This is a genomic window from Pseudomonas sp. PS02288 (assembly GCF_029959715.1).
Taxonomy (GTDB): Bacteria; Pseudomonadota; Gammaproteobacteria; order Pseudomonadales; family Pseudomonadaceae; genus Pseudomonas_O; species Pseudomonas_O kuykendallii.
Map to the genome: position 1 here is coordinate 1 of NZ_JASCPA010000057.1, position 21,904 is coordinate 21,904.

19 protein-coding genes are annotated in these 21,904 nt (G+C 63.2%); 9 read left to right on the top strand and 10 right to left on the bottom strand.

Features of this window, described 5'->3' with window-relative positions; all coding sequences use genetic code 11:
* Window positions 1-78: 78 nt before the first annotated feature.
* Window positions 79-1,266 (top strand): 2-methylaconitate cis-trans isomerase PrpF, encoded by a 1,188-nt coding sequence (prpF, locus tag QMX85_RS19105; RefSeq protein ID WP_282343533.1) that lies wholly within the window; start codon window positions 79-81, stop codon window positions 1,264-1,266.
* Between the two features lie 35 nt (window positions 1,267-1,301).
* Here the strand turns inward: prpF and QMX85_RS19110 are convergent, their stop codons facing one another.
* Together QMX85_RS19110 and QMX85_RS19115 are read right to left on the bottom strand one after the other, a co-directional pair.
* A complete protein-coding gene (locus QMX85_RS19110; protein WP_282343535.1) occupies window positions 1,302-1,940 on the bottom strand; it encodes a LysE family translocator in 639 nt (212 codons plus the stop codon).
* 29 nt (window positions 1,941-1,969) lie between these two features.
* Window positions 1,970-2,788, bottom strand: a complete 819-nt coding sequence (locus QMX85_RS19115; RefSeq protein ID WP_282343537.1) for a pyruvate, water dikinase regulatory protein — start codon at window positions 2,786-2,788, stop codon at window positions 1,970-1,972.
* 163 nt (window positions 2,789-2,951) lie between these two features.
* Here QMX85_RS19115 and ppsA point away from each other — a divergent pair, with 163 nt between their 5' ends.
* The 8 genes from ppsA (at window position 2,952) to QMX85_RS19155 (ending at window position 10,939) form a co-directional block, all read left to right on the top strand.
* Window positions 2,952-5,324, top strand: coding sequence for a phosphoenolpyruvate synthase (gene ppsA / locus QMX85_RS19120; RefSeq protein ID WP_282343539.1), 2,373 nt, complete (start codon window positions 2,952-2,954; stop codon window positions 5,322-5,324).
* A gap of 68 nt (window positions 5,325-5,392) precedes the next feature.
* A complete protein-coding gene (locus tag QMX85_RS19125; RefSeq protein ID WP_282343542.1) occupies window positions 5,393-6,403 on the top strand; it encodes an alpha/beta fold hydrolase in 1,011 nt (336 codons plus the stop codon).
* A 133-nt stretch (window positions 6,404-6,536) separates the two neighbouring features.
* The gene (gene rraA, locus QMX85_RS19130) at window positions 6,537-7,025 is read left to right on the top strand and encodes a ribonuclease E activity regulator RraA (protein WP_282343544.1); all 489 of its coding nucleotides are present in this window, start codon (window positions 6,537-6,539) and stop codon (window positions 7,023-7,025) included.
* Window positions 7,026-7,052: 27 nt separating this feature from the next.
* Window positions 7,053-8,051 (top strand): zinc transporter ZntB, encoded by a 999-nt coding sequence (locus tag QMX85_RS19135; RefSeq protein ID WP_282343583.1) that lies wholly within the window; start codon window positions 7,053-7,055, stop codon window positions 8,049-8,051.
* A 53-nt stretch (window positions 8,052-8,104) separates the two neighbouring features.
* The gene (locus QMX85_RS19140) at window positions 8,105-8,347 is read left to right on the top strand and encodes a CrfX protein (RefSeq protein ID WP_090230979.1); all 243 of its coding nucleotides are present in this window, start codon (window positions 8,105-8,107) and stop codon (window positions 8,345-8,347) included.
* Window positions 8,348-8,349: 2 nt separating this feature from the next.
* Window positions 8,350-9,174 carry a mechanosensitive ion channel domain-containing protein gene (locus QMX85_RS19145; protein ID WP_090230978.1) on the top strand — a complete coding sequence of 275 codons (825 nt, stop codon included), beginning with the start codon at window positions 8,350-8,352 and terminating at the stop codon, window positions 9,172-9,174.
* A gap of 91 nt (window positions 9,175-9,265) precedes the next feature.
* Window positions 9,266-9,856, top strand: coding sequence for an RNA polymerase sigma factor SigX (sigX, locus tag QMX85_RS19150; RefSeq protein WP_282343548.1), 591 nt, complete (start codon window positions 9,266-9,268; stop codon window positions 9,854-9,856).
* Window positions 9,857-9,964: 108 nt separating this feature from the next.
* The gene (locus QMX85_RS19155; protein WP_090230976.1) at window positions 9,965-10,939 is read left to right on the top strand and encodes an OmpA family protein; all 975 of its coding nucleotides are present in this window, start codon (window positions 9,965-9,967) and stop codon (window positions 10,937-10,939) included.
* A gap of 179 nt (window positions 10,940-11,118) precedes the next feature.
* On the opposite strand, the gene fabI is transcribed toward QMX85_RS19155, so the two are convergent.
* From fabI to gloB, 8 genes are all read right to left on the bottom strand, one after another.
* Window positions 11,119-11,913: an enoyl-ACP reductase FabI gene (fabI, locus tag QMX85_RS19160; RefSeq protein ID WP_273231531.1), complete on the bottom strand. Its 795-nt coding sequence runs from the start codon at window positions 11,911-11,913 to the stop codon at window positions 11,119-11,121.
* A gap of 4 nt (window positions 11,914-11,917) precedes the next feature.
* Window positions 11,918-13,555 carry an ABC transporter ATP-binding protein gene (locus QMX85_RS19165; RefSeq protein ID WP_282343551.1) on the bottom strand — a complete coding sequence of 546 codons (1,638 nt, stop codon included), beginning with the start codon at window positions 13,553-13,555 and terminating at the stop codon, window positions 11,918-11,920.
* 6 nt (window positions 13,556-13,561) lie between these two features.
* Window positions 13,562-14,581: an ABC transporter permease gene (locus QMX85_RS19170; RefSeq protein ID WP_282343552.1), complete on the bottom strand. Its 1,020-nt coding sequence runs from the start codon at window positions 14,579-14,581 to the stop codon at window positions 13,562-13,564.
* 1 nt (window position 14,582) lies between these two features.
* Window positions 14,583-15,668 carry a microcin C ABC transporter permease YejB gene (locus QMX85_RS19175; protein ID WP_282343554.1) on the bottom strand — a complete coding sequence of 362 codons (1,086 nt, stop codon included), beginning with the start codon at window positions 15,666-15,668 and terminating at the stop codon, window positions 14,583-14,585.
* Window positions 15,669-17,519 (bottom strand): extracellular solute-binding protein, encoded by a 1,851-nt coding sequence (locus QMX85_RS19180; protein ID WP_282343556.1) that lies wholly within the window; start codon window positions 17,517-17,519, stop codon window positions 15,669-15,671.
* Window positions 17,516-19,345 carry an extracellular solute-binding protein gene (locus tag QMX85_RS19185; RefSeq protein WP_282343558.1) on the bottom strand — a complete coding sequence of 610 codons (1,830 nt, stop codon included), beginning with the start codon at window positions 19,343-19,345 and terminating at the stop codon, window positions 17,516-17,518. Before QMX85_RS19185 ends, QMX85_RS19180 begins: the two co-directional genes overlap by 4 nt.
* 104 nt (window positions 19,346-19,449) lie before the next feature.
* Complete coding sequence (locus QMX85_RS19190) at window positions 19,450-21,018, bottom strand: lytic transglycosylase domain-containing protein (protein WP_282343560.1); 1,569 nt, start codon at window positions 21,016-21,018, stop codon at window positions 19,450-19,452.
* A gap of 99 nt (window positions 21,019-21,117) precedes the next feature.
* Window positions 21,118-21,894, bottom strand: a complete 777-nt coding sequence (gloB, locus tag QMX85_RS19195; protein WP_282343562.1) for a hydroxyacylglutathione hydrolase — start codon at window positions 21,892-21,894, stop codon at window positions 21,118-21,120.
* Between the last annotated feature and the right edge of the window lie 10 nt (window positions 21,895-21,904).

Below are 21,904 nucleotides of genomic sequence, written 5' to 3' on the forward strand. Positions count from 1 at the left end.
GCGCACCGCAGGCAGCGAGGTCTGTGCTGGTGCGCACGGCGCACCCTACGGCCCCCCCGAATTGTCAGGAAACAGGCCATGTCTCACGCAGCGCAAATCAAGATTCCCGCCACCTACATGCGTGGCGGTACCAGCAAGGGTGTGTTCTTCCGCCTGCAGGATCTGCCCGAGAGCTGCCAGGTGCCGGGCGCTGCCCGCGACCGGCTATTCATGCGCGTGATCGGCAGCCCCGACCCGTACTCGGCACAGATCGACGGCATGGGCGGCGCCACGTCCAGTACCAGCAAGTGCGTGATCCTGTCGGAAAGCAGTCAGCCGGATCATGACGTCGACTACCTCTACGGCCAGGTTTCCATCGACAAAGCCTTCGTCGACTGGAGCGGCAACTGCGGCAACCTTTCTACCGCCGCGGGCGCCTTCGCCCTGCATGCAGGCCTGATCGACCCCGCGCGCGTGCCGGACAACGGGGTCTGCGTGGTGCGGATCTGGCAGGCCAATATCCAGAAAACCATCGTCGCCCACGTGCCGGTCAGCGCCGGCCAGGTGCAGGAGACCGGCGACTTCGAACTGGACGGGGTGACCTTTCCGGCCGCGGAGATCGTGCTGGAGTTCCTCGATCCGTCGGACGACGGCGAGGAGGGCGGCTCGATGTTCCCCACCGGCAATCTGGTGGACGACCTCGAAGTCCCCGGCGTGGGAACCCTAAAGGCGACGATGATCAGCGCCGGCATCCCCACAGTGTTCGTCAATGCCGAGGACATCGGCTATCAAGGCACCGAACTGCGCGAGGACATTAACGGCGATCCCGCGGCGCTGGCGCGTTTCGAAGCCATTCGTGTCGCCGGGGCGCTGCGGATGGGACTGATCAGGACGGCGGCGGAGGCGGCGACGCGCCAGCACACGCCGAAGGTCGCGTTCGTTGCCAAACCCATGGGCTATACAGCGTCCAGTGGCAAGGCCGTGCAGGCCGGCGATGTCGACCTGCTGGTGCGCGCGTTGTCGATGGGCAAGCTGCACCACGCCATGATGGGCACCGCCGCGGTGGCCATCGGCACCGCGGCAGCGATCCCCGGCACGCTGGTGAACCTGGCCGCCGGCGGCGACGAGCGCACCGCGGTGCGCTTCGGGCATCCCTCGGGCGTATTGCGCGTAGGGGCGGAGGCGACGCAAATCGACGGCGAATGGGTGGTGAAGAAGGCCATCATGAGCCGCAGTGCGCGGGTGCTCATGGAAGGCTGGGTTCGGGTGCCGGGCGACGCGTTCTGAGTGGCGTTCGGGCGTCCGCTATTGGCCCCCTGAGCTTACAGGCGGCTGGTGCCCAGCAGCAGGCCGCCCGCGCCCATATAGAAAGCACCGGTGGTCTTGTTCAGGCGAGTCACGCCCTTGCTGGTCTTCACCAAACGGCGGATTTGCAGTCCGAACAGCGCGTAGACCACAGAGGCGCAGTATTCGGCCAGCAGGTAGGTGGTGCCTAGGTAGAGAAACTGCTCGGTGGCTGGCTGATCCGGCTTGATAAACTGCGGGAAGATCGCGGCGAACAGCAGGATCGCCTTGGGGTTGCTGATGCCGATGAGAAACTCCTGCAGCATCAGCCGCCAGACGCTCCGCTGCTGGCTTGCGGATCGAGTACCGTCGAGCATGTCCAGCCCGCTGAAATCACGGCTCCGCCAGGCGACGATACCGAGATAGAGCAGGTAGGCGGCGCCGATCCACTTGATGGTGGTGAAGGCGGTTTCCGACGCCAGCAGCATCGCGCCAAGGCCGATCGCGGAAATCGTCAGGAAGATCGCGAACGCCAGTACCCGGCCACTGGTCGCCAGCACGGCCGCACCTACGCCACGTCGAATGCCGTTGTTCAGCGCGCAGAAGTTGTTGGGCCCTGGCATCACCGAGATGAGCAGTGCAACGGGGGCGAAGAGTACGGCGTCCATCAGGGTCATGTGGGCAGGTCCGGAATGTGCGTTGGGCGTTACTTCAGGCGGCGTTCGACACCTTTTTCCACGAGGATTTTTGCCGAAATCTCTTCCACCGAGAAATGAGTGGAGTTGATGAAGGCGATGTTTTCCCGACGAAACAATGCCTCAACTTCGCGCACTTCGAACTCGCACTGGGCGAAGCTGGCGTAGCGGCTGTTCGGTTTGCGCTCATGGCGGATCGCGGTGAGCCGGTCGGGATCTATGGTCAGGCCGAACAGCTTGTGCTTGAACTGCTTGAGCGCCGGCGGCAGTTGCAGGCGCTCCATGTCTTCTTCGGTCAGCGGATAGTTGGCGGCGCGGATGCCGAACTGCATGGCCATATAAAGGCAGGTCGGGGTTTTGCCGCAGCGCGACACGCCGACGAGGATCAGATCGGCCTTGTCGTAATAGTGGGTTCGCGCGCCGTCATCGTTGTCCAGGGCGAAGTTCACCGCCTCGATGCGCTCCATGTAGTTGGCGCTGTGGGCGATGGAATGGGATTTGCCTACCGAGTACGAGGAGCTGGCAATCAGCTCGTGTTCGAGGGGCGCGAGGAAGGTGGAAAAGATGTCGATCATGAATCCGTTGGATTTTGCCAGGATGTCACGGATTTCTTGGTTAACTATGGTGTCGAAGATGATCGGACGGGCGCCATCCCGATCTGCCGCATCGTTTATTTGCTGTACCATTGCGCGCGCTTTTTCGACGCTATCGATGTACGGTCTGGTGAGTTTGTTAAAGGTGATGTTCTCGAATTGCGCCAACAGACTCTGGCCGAGCGTTTCGGCAGTGATGCCGGTGCCATCGGAAATGAAGAAAGCGGTTCGTTTCATTGCGCTCAGGCCTTAAGGTAGGAACGATTCTTGGCTATCATGGCGCCCGGTTTCAGGGGCCTGCCGAAGGGCATTGTCACTTATTTCCATGGGGTGGGCCACAAGGCTGGAGCCGCGGAATCCGCCCCGCAGGAGCTTTTCAACTTTCAGTGGAGAGATCACCTTGGTCGAGTACGTAATTTCCCTCGATAAGCTCGGCAATCACGATGTCGAGCGGGTAGGGGGCAAAAACGCCTCCCTGGGCGAAATGATCAGCAACCTCGCCGGTGCCGGTGTATCGGTGCCTGGCGGTTTCGCCACCACGGCCCAGGCCTATCGCGATTTCCTCGATCTCAGCGGGCTAAACGATCGTATCCACGCCATCCTCGACTCACTGGATGTCGACGACGTCAACGAATTGGCCAAGGCCGGCGCGCAGATCCGTCAGTGGGTCATGGAAGCCGAGTTCCCGGAGCAGCTCAACGCCGATATCCGCACCGCCTTCGCCGAAATGGCCGGTGGCAACGAGAACATGGCGGTTGCCGTACGCTCCTCGGCTACCGCAGAAGACCTGCCGGACGCCTCATTCGCCGGCCAGCAGGAAACCTTCCTGAACATCCGCGGCGTCGAGAACGTGATCCGCGCAGCGAAGGAAGTCTTCGCCTCGCTGTTCAACGACCGCGCCATTGCCTACCGCGTCCACCAGGGCTTCGATCACAAGCTGGTCGCGCTCTCGGCGGGCGTGCAGCGCATGGTCCGCTCGGAAACCGGGACCGCGGGCGTAATGTTCACCCTCGACACCGAATCCGGCTTCCGCGACGTGGTGTTCATCACTGGCGCCTACGGCCTCGGCGAAACCGTCGTCCAAGGCGCGGTCAACCCCGACGAGTTCTACGTCCACAAGCAGACCCTCGAAGCCGGTCGTCCCGCCATCCTGCGCCGCAACCTGGGTAGCAAGGCGATCAAGATGATCTACGGCGACGAAGCCAAGGCCGGCAAGTCGGTCAAGACCGTCGACGTGGACCGTGCCGATCGCGCGCGCTTCTGCCTCTCCGACGAGGAAGTCAGCAACCTGGCCCGCCAGGCGCTGATCATCGAGAAACACTACGGCCGCCCGATGGACATCGAGTGGGCGAAGGATGGCGACGACCAGCAGCTGTACATCGTCCAGGCCCGTCCGGAAACCGTTAAGAGCCGCGCCAGCGCAACCGTGATGGAGCGCTACCTGCTGAAGGAAAAAGGCAAGGTGCTGGTCGAAGGCCGCGCCATTGGCCAGCGCATCGGCGCCGGCCCGGTCAAGGTGATCAAGGACGTGTCGGAAATGGACAAGGTCCAGCCTGGCGACGTGCTGGTCTCCGACATGACCGACCCGGACTGGGAACCGGTGATGAAGCGCGCCAGCGCCATCGTCACCAACCGCGGCGGGCGCACCTGCCACGCGGCGATCATCGCTCGCGAGCTGGGTATTCCGGCGGTGGTCGGTTGCGGCAACGCCACCCACCTGCTGACCGACGGCCAGCGCGTCACCGTGTCTTGCGCCGAGGGCGACACCGGCTTCATCTTCGAGGGCGAACTGGGCTTCGACATCAAGAAGAACTCTGTGGACGCCATGCCGGATCTGCCGTTCAAGATCATGATGAACGTCGGCAACCCGGACCGCGCCTTCGACTTCGCTCAATTGCCGAACGCCGGTGTGGGCCTGGCCCGCCTGGAGTTCATCATCAACCGGATGATCGGCGTCCACCCCAAGGCGCTGCTGAACTTCGCCAGCCTGCCGGCGGACATCAAGGAAAGCGTCGAGAAGCGCATCGCCGGTTACGACGATCCGGTGGATTTCTACGTTGAGAAGCTGGTCGAGGGCGTCAGCACCCTCGCTGCTGCGTTCTGGCCGAAGAAAGTCATCGTTCGCCTGTCCGACTTCAAGTCCAATGAGTACGCCAACCTGATCGGCGGCAAGCTTTACGAACCGGAAGAAGAGAACCCTATGCTGGGCTTCCGTGGTGCTTCGCGCTACATCAGCGAGTCGTTCCGCGATTGCTTCGAGCTCGAATGCCGGGCGATGAAAAAGGTCCGTGAAGTCATGGGGCTGACCAACGTCGAGCTGATGGTGCCGTTCGTGCGCACTTTGGGCGAGGCGTCCCAGGTGATCGACCTGCTGGCTCATTACGGCCTCAAGCGTGGCGAGAACGGGCTCAAGGTCATCATGATGTGCGAGTTGCCGTCCAACGCGCTGATGGCTGACGAGTTCCTCGAGTTCTTCGACGGTTTCTCCATCGGTTCCAACGACATGACCCAGCTGACCCTGGGGCTGGACCGCGACTCCGGGATCATCGCGCACCTGTTCGATGAACGTAATCCGGCGGTCAAGAAGCTGCTCGCCAGCGCCATCGCTGCCTGCAACAAGGCCGGCAAGTACATCGGCATCTGCGGCCAGGGTCCTTCGGACCATCCGGACCTGGCGAAATGGCTGATGGAGCAGGGCATCGAGAGCGTCTCGCTGAACCCGGACTCGGTGCTCGACACCTGGTTCTTCCTTGCCGAGGGCCAGCAGGCCTAAGGTTTCGTAACGATACGAAGAGGGCGGGTGCACACCCCGCCCTTTTTTGTGCACGAAGTAAAAGCACCATGCAAAGCAGTAGCGACCTGTTCCCCGTAGCGCTGATCAGCGCGGAGTTGCGGGGCGACCTGACCGAAGATGTCTATCGTCTGAAACCCAACAACAGTCCCGACCAGAGCGTGGAACTGGCACTGACCCGGCTTGGCCTGCTGCGCGCCGGCACGGCGCGTGGCCTGCCGGTGATCCTGCTGCACGGCAGCTTCTCCAACCGACGCTTCTGGTTTTCGCCCAAGGGCATCGGCCTGGGCGCTTATCTGGCGCGCGCCGGATTCGACGTTTGGATCGCCGAAATGCGCGGGCATGGGCTTTCGCCGCGAAATCTGGCCTACGCGCGCAACCGCGTGGCGGATTACGCCCGTTACGATCTGCCGGCGATCGCCGACTTTGTCATCGAGCAAACCGGACGCGTGCCTCACTGGCTGGGCCATTCGCTGGGGGGCATCAGCCTGGCGGCGGCGGTCGGTGGCGGCTATCTGGACGATGGGCGAGCCGCGACCCTGGCGCTGTTCGGTAGCCAGGTCAGCCAGTCGCACTGGGCACTGAAAATCCCGCCGTTGGAGTGGGTCGCCCGTTCGCTGCTCAAGCAATTCGGCGGCGTATCCGGCGCTCGCTCGATGCGCGGTCCTGAAGACGAACCCGCCGGGCTGTTGATCGAGAGTCTGCGCTGGCATGGCCTGTTCGGCCGGTTTGGCGAGAAGGGGCGCGATTGGCTGGCCGGCCTCGCCGAGGTGCGCATGCCGACGCTGATGGTCACGGCCGAGGGCGATCGCCAGGATCCGCCGTCGGCCTGTCAGGCGCTGCTGGAACGTTTCGGCTCGGAAAACCGCGTCTACCTGTGCCTTGGTCCGCAGACCGGTTTCAGTACGGCCTTCGGCCATGTGCAGATGCTGGTGAGCAAGGCGGCGCAGGAGGAGGTCTACCCGCTGGTATCGCACTGGCTGCAGCACCGGGCGTTGCCGGCGCGCCAGCCGTCTACAGTGGATACACCGCTGTCGCAGCGTTCCGTGTCCAGTAGTTAAACGTTAAAATATGGTGCAATGGCGCTTCCCGGTCACGACCCCGAAGCTCGCCCGTCTCGTCGACGGAAAAGGCTGGGGGTCAGGCGATGGCTCGACCAGCGCACTCCGGTCAACAATCCCAAGGAGGTTCACCATGCAATATGTCACTCCCGATCTGTGCGATGCCCATCCCGATCTGGTCCACGTGGTCGAACCCATGTTCGCCAACTTCGGCGGTCGCAATTCCTTCGGTGGCGAGATCGTCACGATCAAATGCTTCGAGGACAACTCGCTGGTCAAGGAGCAGGTCGATCTGCCGGGCGTCGGCAAGGTGCTGGTGGTTGACGGTGGCGGCTCGCTGCGGCGTGCGCTGCTCGGCGACATGCTCGCCGGGAAAGCGGCCAAGAACGGCTGGGAAGGGCTAGTGATCTATGGCTGCGTCCGCGATGTCGATGTACTCGCCGAGACCTGCCTCGGCATCCAGGCACTGGCCAGCCACCCGATGAAGACCGACAAGCGCGGCATCGGCGATCTCAACGTCGTGGTCACCTTTGGCGGCGTCACCTTCCGCCCGGGCGAGTTCGTCTACGCGGACAACAACGGCATCATCGTTTCCTCCAAAGCGTTGCCCATGACGGAGTAAGACCTGGTGGTCGATGCAGTACCGGAACTGGCGGCAAACGAAGACGAAACGACGCAGTACGGGTTGATCCACGCGCTGATACTGGACGGCAAGGGGCGCGCCCGTCCGATCGACCATGCGCAGTTGGAGGCCCTCCAGCTTGGCGACGAAGAAAGCGTCTGGCTGCACTGGCATCGCCACCATCCGCAGTCGCAGGCGTGGCTGCGCAATGACAGTGGCCTGAGCGATTTCGCCTGTGACCTCCTGCTCGAAGAGAACACCCGGCCGCGGCTGCTGCCGCTGCCGGGCGACGAGCTGCTGGTGTTCCTGCGCGGGGTCAACCTGAACCCTGGAGCCGAACCGGAGGACATGGTTTCCCTGCGCATCTTCGCCGACTCCCGTCGGGTGATTTCCTTGCGCCTGCGCTCGCTGCGCTCCACCGATGAGCTGTTGCAGCAATGGGCTGAGGGAAGAGGGCCGAAGGGCCCGTCCGAGGTCATCCTGCACCTGGCCGACGCCCTGACCGAAAAGGTCGATCAACTGATCGAGTCGTTGTCCGAAGAGGCCGATGCGATGGAGGAGTCGACCGCGGCAGGGGAAAGCTACACGGAGCAGGGGCGTGTCCTGCTGCTGCGCCGCCGCGCCGCGAGCCTGCGCCGCTTCCTGTCGCCACAGCGGGAGATCTTCACCCAGCTCGCACGCAACCATCTGCCCTGGTTCGCCAATGACGATGGCGACTACTGGAACGAACTGAGCAACCGTCTGGTGCGCTACCTCGAGGAGCTGGAGCTGATCCGTGAGCGCGGCCATCTGATCATTGAGTCCGAGCAGCGCCGCATGAGCGAGCGAATGAACCGCACCATGTACCTGCTGGCGATCATCACCTGCTTCTTCCTGCCGATGACCTTCCTCACCGGGCTGCTCGGTATCAACGTCGGCGGCATTCCCGGCGCCGACAGCCGCTACGGTTTCGTCGGCGCCTGCGCGCTGATGGCCATTCTTGGTGTTTCGCAGTGGTGGATCTTTCGTCGCCTGCGCTGGCTGTGATGTGACTCTATGGCGCGAGGTCGCGTCTAGCCGAGAGATCATCCGAGGTACGTATGCACGACCCTTTCGAAGAATCCCTGCGCGATATGCTCAAGGGCTCGTCGTCTTCACGCGATGACGATGCCTGCCTCGACCGCGTATTGAAGACCGCCAACCGTCAGGTTGGCGTCGGCGATCTGTTCAGCTTGGCGGGCCACTGGTTCGAGGCGCTGATGATCGCCCTCAACAGCGGCGCGGCGAACGTCTCGCCGCGTAGCCGCCGTTCCTCACCCGACCGCACCGATAAGGCTGATTGAAGATGGAATTCGACCCTTGGACACAGAGCCTCGTTAACGCCATGAGCACCATGTGGGGCTCGGTCGCGGCGTTCATCCCGCGGCTGTTCGGTGCGCTGGTGGTCGTGCTGCTTGGCTTCATCGTCGCCAAGCTGCTCGATACCCTGCTGTCGAAGCTGCTGGCGAAGATCGGCCTGGACCGCCTGATGGCCGGGACCGGCCTCACCAAGCTGCTCGGCCGCGCGGGTATCCAAGTGCCGGTATCGACGCTGATCGGCAAGATCGTCTACTGGTTCGTTTTGCTGGTGTTCCTGGTTTCGGCGGCGGAATCGCTGGGTCTGGAGCGGGTATCGGCAACGCTCGACGTGTTCGCCCTTTATTTGCCCAAGGTCTTCGGTGCGGCGCTGGTGCTGCTGTCCGGCGTACTGCTGGCGCAACTGGCCAGCAGCCTGGTGCGTGGCGCGGCCGAGGGCGTAGGTCTCGACTACGCCAATGGCCTGGGCCGGGTGGCGCAGGCGATGGTGATCATCATCAGCATTTCGGTGGCGATCGGCCAGTTGGAAATCAAGACCGACCTGCTGAACAACGTGATCGCCATCGTGCTGATCTCGGTCGGTCTGGCCGTGGCGTTGGCGCTGGGGCTCGGCAGCCGCGACATCGCCAGCCAGATCATCGCCGGCATCTACGTGCGCGAACTGTACGAGGTCGGTCAGGACGTGCGCATCGGCGATATCGAAGGTCAGATCGAAGAGATCGGCACCGTGAAAACCACCTTGCTGGACGCCAATGGCGAACTGGTTTCCGTGGCCAACCGGATTCTCCTCGAGCAGCGGGTCAGTAGCCGCTAAGGGCGCAATCCCTGCTAATGTATGCCGCCGCCGCACGGTCCCCAGGGGACCGCGGAGGCTGCTATCGATCTGACTGTCGGCCCGACTTGTTTTGAACAAAACCCAATCTGCTCCCCAGCGCTACGACCCCCGCGAGCTAACCGATGAGGAATTGGTACAGCGCGCGCATGCCGAACTGTTCCATGTCACCCGTGCCTACGAAGAGTTGATGCGGCGTTATCAGCGCACCTTGTTCAATGTCTGTGCGCGCTATCTGGGTAACGACCGGGATGCCGACGATGTATGTCAGGAAGTGATGCTCAAAGTGCTCTACGGTCTGAAGAACTTCGAAGGCAAGTCGAAGTTCAAGACATGGCTTTATAGCATTACGTATAACGAATGCATCACCCAGTATCGCAAGGAGCGTCGTAAGCGGCGTCTGCTCGACGCCCTCAGCCTCGACCCGCTCGAGGAGGCCTCGGAGGATAAGGCTCCGAAGGTTGAAGAGCGCGGCGGGCTTGACCGCTGGCTGATTCATGTCAACCCGATTGACCGAGAAATCCTCGTGTTGCGTTTCGTTGCGGAACTTGAGTTTCAGGAAATTGCCGACATCATGCATATGGGCCTGAGCGCGACGAAAATGCGCTACAAAAGGGCGTTGGATAGGCTTCGTGAAAAATTTTCGGGCATTTCCGAAACTTAGTGGGGCAATAAGCTCTCATATGGTCAGGCCCGCTCTGGTAAACTATTGCAAAGTTAGCGAGCATCGGCCTGCTGGCTTATTCATCACACTTGATGGGGATTTAAACGGATGAAACTCAAGAACACCTTAGGCGTTGTCATTGGCTCTCTGATAGCCGCGACTTCTGTTCACGCGCTGGCCCAGGGCCAAGGCGCTGTCGAGGTGGAAGCTTTCGGTAAGAAGTACTTCACCGACAGCTCTAAAGACGCTTCGAACGCCAAACTGTTTGGCGGTTCGGTCGGCTACTACCTGACCGACGACGTCGAGCTGGCTCTGTCCTACGGCGAGTACCACGACATTCGTGGCGATAGCGACACTGGCAGCAAGAACATCAAGGGCAACCTGGCTTCCCTCGATGCCATCTACAACTTCGGTACTCCGGGTGTAGGCCTGCGTCCGTACGTTTCCGCCGGCCTGGCTCACCAGAGCATCGGTCAGGCGACTCGCGGCGGTCGTGACCACAGCACCTTCGCCAACGTCGGTACCGGCGTGAAGTACTACTTCACCGAAAATTTCTTCGCTAAAGCCAGCGTCGACGGCATGTACAACATCGACCGCGGCGAAACTGAGTGGATGGCTGGCGTAGGCGTCGGCATGAACTTCGGTGGCGGTGCTCGCGAAGTCGCAGCGGTCGAGCCAGCTCCGGCTCCAGCCCCGGCTCCTGTCGCTCAAGAGCCGGAACCGGCTCCTGAAGTGGTTCGCGTCGAGCTCGACGTGAAATTCGACTTCGACAAGGCCACCGTGAAGCAAGACAGCTACGGCGACATCAAGAACCTGGCTGACTTCATGAACCAGTACCCGCAGACCACCACGACCGTTGAAGGCCACACCGACTCCGTCGGCACCGACGCCTACAACCAGAAGCTCTCCGAGCGTCGTGCTGCTGCCGTCAAAAACGTGCTGGTCAACCAGTACGGCGTAGCCGGCAACCGTGTTGACTCCGTCGGTTACGGCGAGTCGCGCCCGGTGGCTGACAACGCGACCGAAGCCGGCCGTGCCGTCAACCGTCGCGTAGAAGCCGAAGTGGAAGCCCAGGCCAAGTAAGCCTCGGGACTCTGTCGAACCGCTCCGGCGGTTCGCAGAAGAAAAAAGGCCCGCCTCGAAAGAAGCGGGCTTTTTTACGTCTGTCGATCGGGGACCGGTTGGTTTCGCCGCGAGCAAAGCAAAACGCCCCGGGTTCGGGGCGTTTGCTCAGGATCGATCAGAAGCGATCGGTCAGACCATCACTCTTCGATGTTGCCCATCGCGGTGGTGTTGAAGCCGCCGTCGACGTAGAGGATTTCACCACTGATGCCCGAGGCCAGGTCGGAGCAGAGGAACGCGCCGGCGTTACCCACTTCGTCGATGGTGACGTTGCGGCGCAGCGGGGTCTGTTTCTCGTTGGCCGCGAGCATCTTGCGGAAGCTCTTGATGCCGCTTGCCGCGAGCGTACGGATCGGGCCGGCGGAGATGGCGTTGACGCGCGTGCCTTCCGGGCCGAGGCTGCCGGCCAGGTAGCGGACGCCGGCTTCCAGGCTGGCCTTGGCCATGCCCATCACGTTGTAGTTCGGCATGGTGCGCTCGGCGCCCAGGTAGGAGAGCGTCAGCAGGCTGCCGTTGCGGCCCTTCATCAGTTCGCGACCGGCCTTGGCCAGGGCGACGAAGCTGTAGGCGCTGATATCGTGGGCGATCTTGAAGCCTTCACGGGTGGTGACCTCGGTGAAGTCGCCGTCGAGCTGGTCGCCCGGGGCGAAGCCGACCGAGTGGACGATAATGTCCAGGCCGTCCCATTTCTTGCCCAGCGCTTCGAAGACCGAGGCGATTTCCTCGTCGTTGGCGACGTCGCAGGGGAAGCACAGCTCAGGGTTGGAGCCCCAGCCGGCAGCGAACTCCTCGACGCGACCCTTGAGCTTTTCATTCTGATACGTGAAGGCGAGTTCGGCGCCTTCGCGGTGCATGGCGGCGGCGATACCCGAGGCAATCGATAGCTTGCTGGCGACACCAACAATCAGTACGCGCTTACCGGCGAGAAAACCCATGTGCTTATCCTCTTTCTTGGTTTGGCGACGGTTGCGGGGCCAGAAAGGCGGCCTCCAGCAACTGCCGTGTATAAGGGTGCTGCGGGGCGGCGAAGACTGCATCCGCCGGGCCGCGTTCAACCACCTGACCCTGCTTGAGCACCATCAACTGATGACTCAGCGCCTTGACTACCGCCAGATCATGGCTGATGAAAAGGTAGGTCAGGTTGTACTTGGCCTGTAGCGATCGAAGCAACTCCACTACCTGACGTTGAACCGTCCGATCGAGCGCCGAAGTGGGCTCGTCGAGCAGGATCAGCGCCGGTTTCAGCACCAACGCGCGGGCAATGGCGATTCGCTGCCGTTGCCCTCCGGAAAACTCGTGGGGGTAGCGGTGCCGGGTTTCCGGGTCCAGACCTACCTCCTTGAGCGCGTCGATGATTGCCTGTTCCTGTTCAGCCTCGTTGCCCATTGCGTGAATCCGCAAGCCTTCGCCGACGATCTGCGCCACCGACATGCGGGGGCTGAGGCTGCCGAACGGGTCCTGGAAGACCACCTGCATCTGCCGCCGCAGCGGGCGGACCTGCTGCTGGATCAGCTGATCCAGCGGCTGGCCCTGGAAACGAATCGAACCCTGGCTCGCGATCAGACGCAGGATCGCCAGACCCAGCGTCGACTTGCCCGAACCGCTTTCGCCGACGATCCCCAGCGTCTGGCCTTTTGGCAGACTGAAATCGACTCCGTCCACTGCCTTGATGTGATCGACGGTGCGCTGCAGCAGCCCTTTCTTGATCGGGAACCACACGCGCAGGTCTTGCACTTCCAGTAGCGGCGGCCCCGGCGGATTGGCGGCTGCCTCCCCACGGGGCTCGGCGCAGAGCAGTTCACGCGTATACGGATGCTCGGGCGTCTGGAACAGTTTTTCACACGACCCCTGTTCGACGATGCGTCCGCACTGCATGACACATACGCGATGAGCTATTTGCCGAACCAGGTTCAGATCGTGGCTGATCAGCAGCAGCGCCATGCCCAGACGTGTCTGCAATTCCTTGAGCAGGGTGAGGATCTTCAGCTGCACGGTGACGTCCAGCGCGGTGGTTGGCTCGTCGGCGATCAGCAGTTCCGGCTCGTTGGCCAGGGCCATGGCGATCATCACGCGCTGCCGTTGCCCACCGGACAACTCGTGCGGATAGGCTTTCAGGCGCTTGTGCGGATCTACGATGCCGACCAGCTCGAGTAGCTCAAGCGTGCGCTTTGTCGCCGCCTTGCCGCTCAGGCCCTTGTGCAGGGTGAGCACTTCGTTGACCTGCTTCTCGATGCTGTGCAGCGGGTTCAGCGAGGTCATCGGCTCCTGGAAGATCATCGCGATGCGGTTGCCGCGGATGTGCCGCAGACGCTGTTCGCTCTGGGCCAGCAGGTCCTGGCCCTCGTAGAGGATCGAGCCGGCGGGATGCTGGGCGAGCGGGTAGGGCAGCAGGCGCAGGATCGAGTGGGCGGTGACTGACTTGCCGGAGCCGCTTTCGCCGACCAGCGCCAGGGTCTCGCCCTTGCGGATGTCGAAGCTGACGCCCTCGACCACGCGCTGGCACTGTTTGCCGGCGACGAACTCGACGGCCAGGTCGCGCACTTCGACGAGGTTCTGGGGTGACGATATCTCGCTCATGAAGCGCTATTTCCTCGGATCGAATGCATCGCGGGCGGCCTCGCCGATGAACACCAGCAGGCTCAGCATCAGCGCCAGCACGGCGAATGCGCAGATACCCAGCCAGGGTGCCTGCAGGTTGGATTTGCCCTGCGCCACCAGTTCGCCCAGTGACGGCGAGCCGGCCGGCAGGCCGAAGCCGAGGAAATCCAGGGCGGTGAGGGTGCCGATGGCGCCGGTGAGGATGAAGGGCATGAAGGTCATGGTGGAAACCATGGCGTTGGGCAGGATGTGACGGAACATGATCGCGCCGTTCTGCATCCCCAGTGCCCGCGCCGCGCGGACATACTCGAGGTTGCGCCCGCGGAGGAACTCGGCGCGCACCACGTCCACCAGGCTCATCCAGGAAAACAGCAACATGATGCCCAGCAGCCACCAGAAGTTCGGCTGCACGAAGCTTGCGAGGATGATCAGCAGATAGAGCACCGGCAGCCCGGACCAGACCTCCAGGAAGCGCTGCCCGAGCAGATCGACCCAGCCGCCGTAGAAACCCTGCAGCGCACCGGCGAACACACCGATGATCGAGCTGAGGATGGTCAGGGTCAGGGCGAACAGCACCGAGACGCGAAAGCCATAGATGATCCGGGCCAGCACGTCGCGGCCCTGGTCGTCGGTGCCCAGCCAGTTGGCCGCCGAGGGCGGCGCGGGTGCGGGCACGGAGAGGTCGTAGTTGATGGCGGCATAGTCGAAGGGGATGGGCGGCCAGATCATCCAGCCGTGCTTTTCCTCGATCAGCTCGCGGATGTAGCGGCTCTTGTAGTTGGCCTCCAGCGGGAACTCGCCGCCGAACGCGGTTTCCGGGTAGCGCTTGACGACGGGGAAATACCACTCCCCGTCGTAGCGCACCACCAGCGGTTTGTCGTTGGCGATGAGCTCGGCGCCCAGGCTCAGGCCGAAGAGGATGAGGAACAGCCACAGCGACCACCAGCCACGCTTGTTGGCCTTGAAACGCTCGATGCGGCGACGGTTGAGAGGAGAAAACGTCATCTCATTTCTCCCGGCTTTCGAAGTCGATGCGCGGATCGACGAGGGTGTAGGTGATGTCGCCGATCAGCTTCACCAGCAGGCCCAGCAGGGTGAAGATAAACAGGCTGCCGAAGACCACCGGATAGTCGCGGTTGAGCGCGGACTCGAAGCTCAGCAGGCCGAGGCCGTCGAGGGAAAAGATCACCTCGATCATCAGCGAGCCGGTGAAGAACATGCCGATGAAGGCCGACGGGAAGCCGGCGATGATCAGCAGCATGGCGTTGCGGAACACATGGCCGTAAAGCACGCCGGTGCGCGAAAGCCCCTTGGCCCGGGCGGTGACCACGTACTGCTTGTTGATCTCGTCAAGGAAGCTGTTCTTGGTCAGCAGGGTGAGGGTGGCGAAGTTGCCGATCACCAGCGCCGACACCGGAAGCGCGAGGTGCCAGAAATAGTCGAGGATCTTGCCGCCCCAGCTCAACTCGTCGAAGTTGTTGGAGGTCAGCCCGCGCAGCGGGAACCAGTCGTAGTAGCTGCCCCCGGCGAACACCACGATCAGCAGGATGGCGAAAAGGAACGCCGGAATCGCATAGCCGACGATGATCGCCGAGCTGGTCCAGACGTCGAACGCGCTGCCGTGGCGGGTGGCCTTGGCGATGCCCAGCGGGATCGACACCAGGTACATGATCAGCGTGCTCCACAGCCCGAGCGAGATCGACACCGGCATCTTCTCGACGATTAGGTCGGTGACCTTGGCGTTACGGAAGAAGCTCTCGCCGAAATCCAGCTGCGCGTAGTTCTTCAGCATGATCCAGAAGCGCTCCGGCGCCGACTTGTCGAAGCCGTACATCTTCTCGATCTCGGCGACCAGTTCGGGGTCGAGCCCCTGGCCGCCGCGGTAGTTGGAGTGCCCGCCGGAAACCTCCGATCCGCCGCCGGAAATCCTCCCGGTGGCACCGCCGGCAGCCGCGTCGAAGCCTTCGAGCTTGGCGATCATCTGCTCGACGGGCCCGCCCGGCGCGGCCTGGACGATGATGAAGTTGATCAGCAGGATGCCGAACAGCGTCGGCAGAATCAGCAGAAGGCGGCGAACTATGTAGGCGAGCATCTAGTGCGTTTCCTGCTCGGCCGGTGCGCCGTCGGTTTCGGGTGTGACCGCGTTTTCGCCTGGCTTCTGCCACCAGGTCATCATGCCGAAATCGTACAGCGAGGTGGTTTCCGGGTGTGCGAGGCGCGTCCAGTAGGCCACCCGCCAGGTATCGACGTAGTAGTTCGGCACCACGTAATTGCCCCATTGCAGCACGCGGTCCAGCGCACGGCAGTGGAGGATCAGGCTCTTGCGCGAGTCGGCGCGGATCAACCCCTCCACCAGCGTGTCGATGGCCGGGTCGCGCAGGCCGATGAAGTTGCGGCTGCCGGGGCTGTCGGCGCTGCGCGAATGCCAGAACTCCATCTGCTCGTTGCCCGGCGAATTGGACTGACCCCAGGTGGCCGGGACCATGTCGAAATCACGCGAACGCAGCCGGTTGATGTACTGCGAGACGTCGACCCGGCGGATCTGAAGGTCGATGCCCAGTTCGGCGAGATTGCGTTTGAACGGCAGGATGATCCGCTCCAGGTTCGCCTGCGCGGTGAGGAACTCGAACGCCAGCGGCTTGCCGTCCGGGCCGACCATCTTGTCGTTCTCGATCTTGAAGCCGGCCTCTGTGAGCAACTGGTAGGCACGGCGCTTCTGGTCGCGAATGATTCCGCTGCCGTCGCTGACCGGGGGTTCGAAGACCTGGGTGAACACCTCGTCGGGAATCTTGCCGCGCAGGGGCTCGAGGATTTTCAGCTCGTCGGCGTCCGGCAGCGCCGTGGCGGCCATCTCCGAGTTCTCGAAGTAGCTCCGGGTGCGCTTGTAGGAACCGAAGAACAGCTGCTTGTTGGTCCACTCGAAGTCGAACAGCTGGGCGATCGCCTCGCGCACGCGGCGATCCTGGAATACCGGCCGGCGGATGTTGAAGGCGAACGACTGCATGCCCGCCGGGTTATGGTTGATCAGGTTTTCCTGGACGATCTTGCCGGCGCGCAGGGCAGGGCTGTCGTAACCCGTGGCCCAGTCCTTCGCCGAGTACTCCAGGTTGAAATCGAACTGGCCGGCCTTGAAGGCCTCCAGCGCCACCGAGGAGTCGCGGTAATAGTCGACGTTGATCGCGTCGAAGTTGTAGTAGCCGCGGTTCACCGGCAGGTCCTTGCCCCACCAGTCCTTTACCCGCTCGTAACGGATCGAACGCCCCGGATCGACCTTGGCGATACGGTATGGGCCGCTGCCCAATGGCGGTTCCAGGCTGCTCTTGGCGAAATCGCGGGTGGCCCACCAGTGCTTCGGCAGCACCTGAAGCTGGCCGAGAATCAGCGGAAGCTCGCGGTTGCCGGGGTGCTTGAAGTCGAAACGCACGCGCTGCTTGTCCTCGACGACCACCTTCTCGACGTCCGCGTAATAGTGGCGATACATCGGGTCGCCCTTGTCCACCAGCGTCTGGAAGGTGAACTCGACGTCCTCGGCGGTGACCGGCGTGCCGTCGTTGAAGCGTGCCTTGGGGTTCAGGTAGAAGCGCACGAAGCTGTTGTCCGGCGCCTTTTCGATCTTCTCCGCCAGCAACCCGTACTCGGTGAAGGGCTCGTCCGGGGAGTGGTAGGTGAGCGTGTCGTAGATCAGACCGAGCTGATCCGCCGAGTTGCCCTTGGGGATGAACGGGTTGAGGCTGTCGAAACCGTTCAATCCGGAGAGGCGGAGGGCGCCGCCTTTGGGCGCGTCCGGGTTCACCCAGGCGAAGTGCTTGAAGTTCGCCGGGTACTTCGGCGCTTCGTCGTACAGCGTGATCGCATGCTGGGGGCCGGCGCAAACGGTGCCGGCCAGCGCCAGCAGCAGCGCGCCGCAGCCGAATCGACGAAGTGCGCTCAGGGTATTGCTCATCGGGAGTTCTCCGTGGGCTTCAGCCACCAGGCGCGCAACCCGAGGGTGTAGGGCGGCGTGGTGACGAAGGCGAAGCGATTGCGGTACGCGATGCGATGATAATCGATGTACCAGTTCGGAATGCTGTAGTGCTGCCAGAGCAAGACCCGGTCAAGGGCGCGGGCGGCGGCCTGCTGCTGGAGTTCGGTGCCGGCGGCGAGCAGGCTTTCGAGCAGCCCGTCGACCACCGGATTGGCGACGCCGGCATAGTTGCGGCCGCCCTTGAGCGCCACCTGGCTGGAATGGAAGTACTGCCACTGCTCCAGGCCGGGGCTGAGGGTCTGTGGCAGGGTCAGCAGAATCATGTCGTAGTCGTACTGGTCCAGGCGCTGCTTGTACTGCGCGCGGTCCACCGTGCGCAGACTGACGTCGATACCTATGCGGGCGAGGTTTTCGGCGTACGGCTGCAGAATGCGCTCCAGATTGGGATTGACCAGCAGGATCTCGAATCGAAGGGGCCTGCCGTCGGCATCCAGCAGGCGTTGCCCGGATAGCCGGTAACCGGCTCCGGCCAATAGACCGAGCGCACGGCGCAGGGTTTCCCGCGGGATGCCACGCCCGTCAGTGTGCGGAACATCGAACGGCTCCTCGAAGAGTTTCTCCGGCAACTGCGCGCGGTAGCGTTCCAGCAGCTGGAGCTCGGCGTCGGTGGGCACGCCGGTGGCCGAGAACGCGCTGTTGGGGTAGTAGCTCTCCGCGCGCCGGTAGGCGTCGTTGAACTGGGTGCGATTGGCCCACTCGAAGTCGAACATCAGGCCCACGGCCTCGCGCACGGCGATGTCGGCGAACGGCGCACGGCGACTGTTCATGAACAGCGCCTGGGTCTGGGTCGGGATCTTGTGCGGGATTTCCGCGCGCACCACCGCGCCCTGTTCCACGGCCGGAAAGCGATAGCCGTTGGCCCAGTTCTTCGCCTGATGCTCGATGTAGATATCGAATTCGCCGGCCTTGAACGCCTCGAAGGCGATATGGCTGTCGCGGTAGAACTCCACCTCCACGCGATCGAAATTGTACTTGCCGCGGTTCACCGGCAGGTTCTCGCCCCACCAGTTGGCGACCCGCTCGAACACCAGCCGGCGCCCCGGAGAAACCCGGGTGATGCGATACGGCCCGCTGCCCAGCGGCGCCTCGTAGGTGGTGGCGGTGAAGTCGCGATCCTTCCAGTAGTGCTGCGGCAGCACCGGCAACTCGCCCAGGCGCAGGATCAGCAACGGGTTGCCCGCGCGCTTGAAGACGAAACGGATGCGCTGGCGGCCGAGAATGTCGACGCGCTCCACTTCCTGCAAACTGGTGCGGTACTGCGGATGACCCTGCTTGCGCAGCAGGCGGTAGGAAAACGCCACATCGTAGGCGGTTATCGGCACGCCGTCGTGGAAGCGTGCCTCCGGGCGCAGGTTGAACACCACCCAGCTGCGGTCCTCGTTGTACTCCACGCTCGAGGCGATCAATCCGTAGCTGGACGCCGGCTCGTCGCCCGACGGGTCATAGTCGCCCGTGCCGGCTAGCAGCGTTTCGTTCAGCTCGCTGACCCCGTAATCGAGAAAGTCCGCGGTGCTCGACGGCGGGCTGCCCTTGAGGGTGTAGGGATTGAGGGTGTCGAAGGTGCCGGATGCCATCACCCGCAAGGTGCCGCCCTTGTGCGCGTGCGGATTCACCCAATCGAAGTGGCTGAAGTCGGCCGGATACTTGAGCGTTCCGAACTGCGCATAGCCGTGGCTGACGCTGATCGCGGCGAAGGCCGGCGTGCAGGTCATGAGGCCGAAGAGCAGAGAGAGAAGAAAACGCATCAGGCGGGAAATCCGATCCAGGACGACGGCACGTGGAATAGGGATCGGTACAGTAGCAGCTTGGGTCCCTCGGCCGGAAGGCGCGGAGGCGCGGCGCTCGCCAATCAGTTCGAGAGGCGCAGGGTCAGCGTCTGGCCGGGTTTGAGCGACTGGCCACTTTGCGGGTTCCAGCGCTTCAGGCTATCGACTCTGACATTGAAGCGCTTGGCGATCTGGTGCAGCGAGTCGCCTTTCTTCACCCTGTAGTAGGTTGCCTTCACGGGGCTGTCGGCGGATGCCAGTTGCAAGCCGCCGCCTTGCAGGGCGAGCGTCTGGCCCACCTTGAGGTCCTTGCCGGCGAGCTTGTTCCAGCGTTGCAGGTCCTTCACCTCGACCTTGTTGTCGCGGGCGATCTGCCAGAGGTTGTCACCGTCCTTGACCCGGTAGCTGCGCGCGCTGGCAGCAGGCGCGCTGGCCGCGACGTTGCCGAACAGCGGTACGTCGCCGGTCTGGCCGGGCTCCGCGGGAATGCTCAGCACCTGGCCGACGCTCAGGTGATTGCTGCTCAGCCGGTTGATGTCCTTGATCGTCGCCACCGTCAGCCGGTAGCGGTTGGCGATGCTGTGCAGGCTGTCGCCCGGACGAACCTTGTAATCCTGCCAGTCCACCGGTTCCTGGGCCTTCATCATCGACAGGTTTGCGGCCAGCAGTTCGGCTTTCTCGGTCGGCACCAGCAGTTGCTTCGGACCGTCGCGGGTGATGCCGCGCTTGAACGCCGGGTTGAGCAGCATCAGCTCGTCCGCGTCCAGGTCGGCCATGGCCGCGACCCGCGAGAGGTCCATGTTCTGCTTGATCTCTACGGTCTCGAAATAGGGCTCGTTGGCAATCGGGCTGAGGTCCATCCCGTAGGCTTCCGGTGCCAGGACGATCTGCGACAGCGCCAGCAGTTTGGGCACGTACTCCTGGGTTTCCTTGGGTAGCGGCAGGTTCCAGTAGTCGGTCGGCAGGCCGAGTTTCTGGTTGCGCTCGATGGCCCGGCTGACGGTGCCTTCGCCCGCGTTGTAGGCTGCGAGGGCAAGCAGCCAGTCGCCGTTGAACATGTCCTGCAGCTTGCTCAGGTAATCCAGCGCGGCGTTGGTCGAGGCGGTGATGTCGCGACGACCGTCGTACCAACTGGTTTGGCGCAGGTTGTAGTAGCGACCGGTGGCGGGAATGAACTGCCAGATGCCCACGGCGTTGGAACGCGACAGCGCCAGCGGGTTGTAGGCACTCTCGATCATCGGCAACAGCGCCAGTTCGAGCGGCATGTTGCGCTCTTCCAGGCGTTCGACGACGTAGTGAATGTAGAGGCTGCCGCGCTCGCAGCTGCTTTCGAGGAACGAGGGATTGCTGACGAACCAGAGGCGCTGGCGTTCGATGCGCGGGTTCAGGCCGATCTCGCCCTGCAGCGCATAACCGCTACGCATCCGCTCCCAGATGTCCTGCGGCGGCTGGGGCGCCGGCGCCTGGTTCAACCACTCCGTGCGCTGCTGAGGCATTCCGACGGCGGTGTCGGTGCTCCGCCCAAGCTGTTCAGGAGTCTGCTGCGCGAGGTTCTGACAACCGCCGAGAATCAGAGCGAAGACCAGCGGGGACAGTCTCGAAAGGCGCGCCAAGGTGTCCGGGGCTGAGGTCTTGCGGTCGGTTGGCGGCATCGGGTGAGGTGCTTGTCCAGGCGAAAAGGTCGGGCGATTCTAGGAACCGTCCTCCAGGTGGTCAAGTTTTCACCAACCCCTCCGTCCGCATTCCAGACCTCAGAAACTGTTTTTCCAGCTGCGCAGTGCGGCGAAGGATTCACACGAAGTGCGTGCTTGAGGGCCGCAGCGCTGGTCCAGCGTCTTTTCGACGCTGGGCTCGCCGCAACGCAGAAAAGGATTGGTCTGCCGCTCTAGGCCGATCTGCGACGGCAGACTGATGCGTCCCTCCGCGCGCCATTGCGTGACCTGCGCCACGCGAGCGGCGATCTGCGGGTTCTCCGGTTCCACGGCCGCGGCGAAACGCAGGTTGCTCAGGGTGTACTCGTGGGCGCAGTAGACCTGGGTGGCGTCCGGCAGCGCGGCGAGCCTGTTCAGCGAATCGAACATCTGCCGGGGCGTTCCCTCGAACAGTCGACCGCAACCGGCGGCGAACAGGGTGTCGCCGCAGAACAGCCAGGGCAGGGCATCATCATGGAAGTAGGCGATGTGGCCGAGGGTATGACCGGGGACGTCGATCACCTCGAAGTCCAGGCCAAGCACTTCGATACGCTGGCCGTCGCCCAGCGCCTGATCGAGGGCCGGGATGCTCTCCTGCGACGGGCCGAAGACCCGCGCGCCGGTCTTCGCCTTGAGGGCGGCGACCCCGCCGACATGGTCGGCGTGGTGATGAGTGGTCAGAATCGCTTCCAGGGTCCAGCCGGCGTGGGCGTCCAGCCAGGCTTGCACGGGGGCGGCGTCGCCCGGATCGACCACCGCGCAGCGGCGGTTTTGGTCGTCCTGCAACAGCCATATATAGTTGTCGGCGAAGGCGGGCAGGGCATCGATACGCAACATGGCTTGGCTC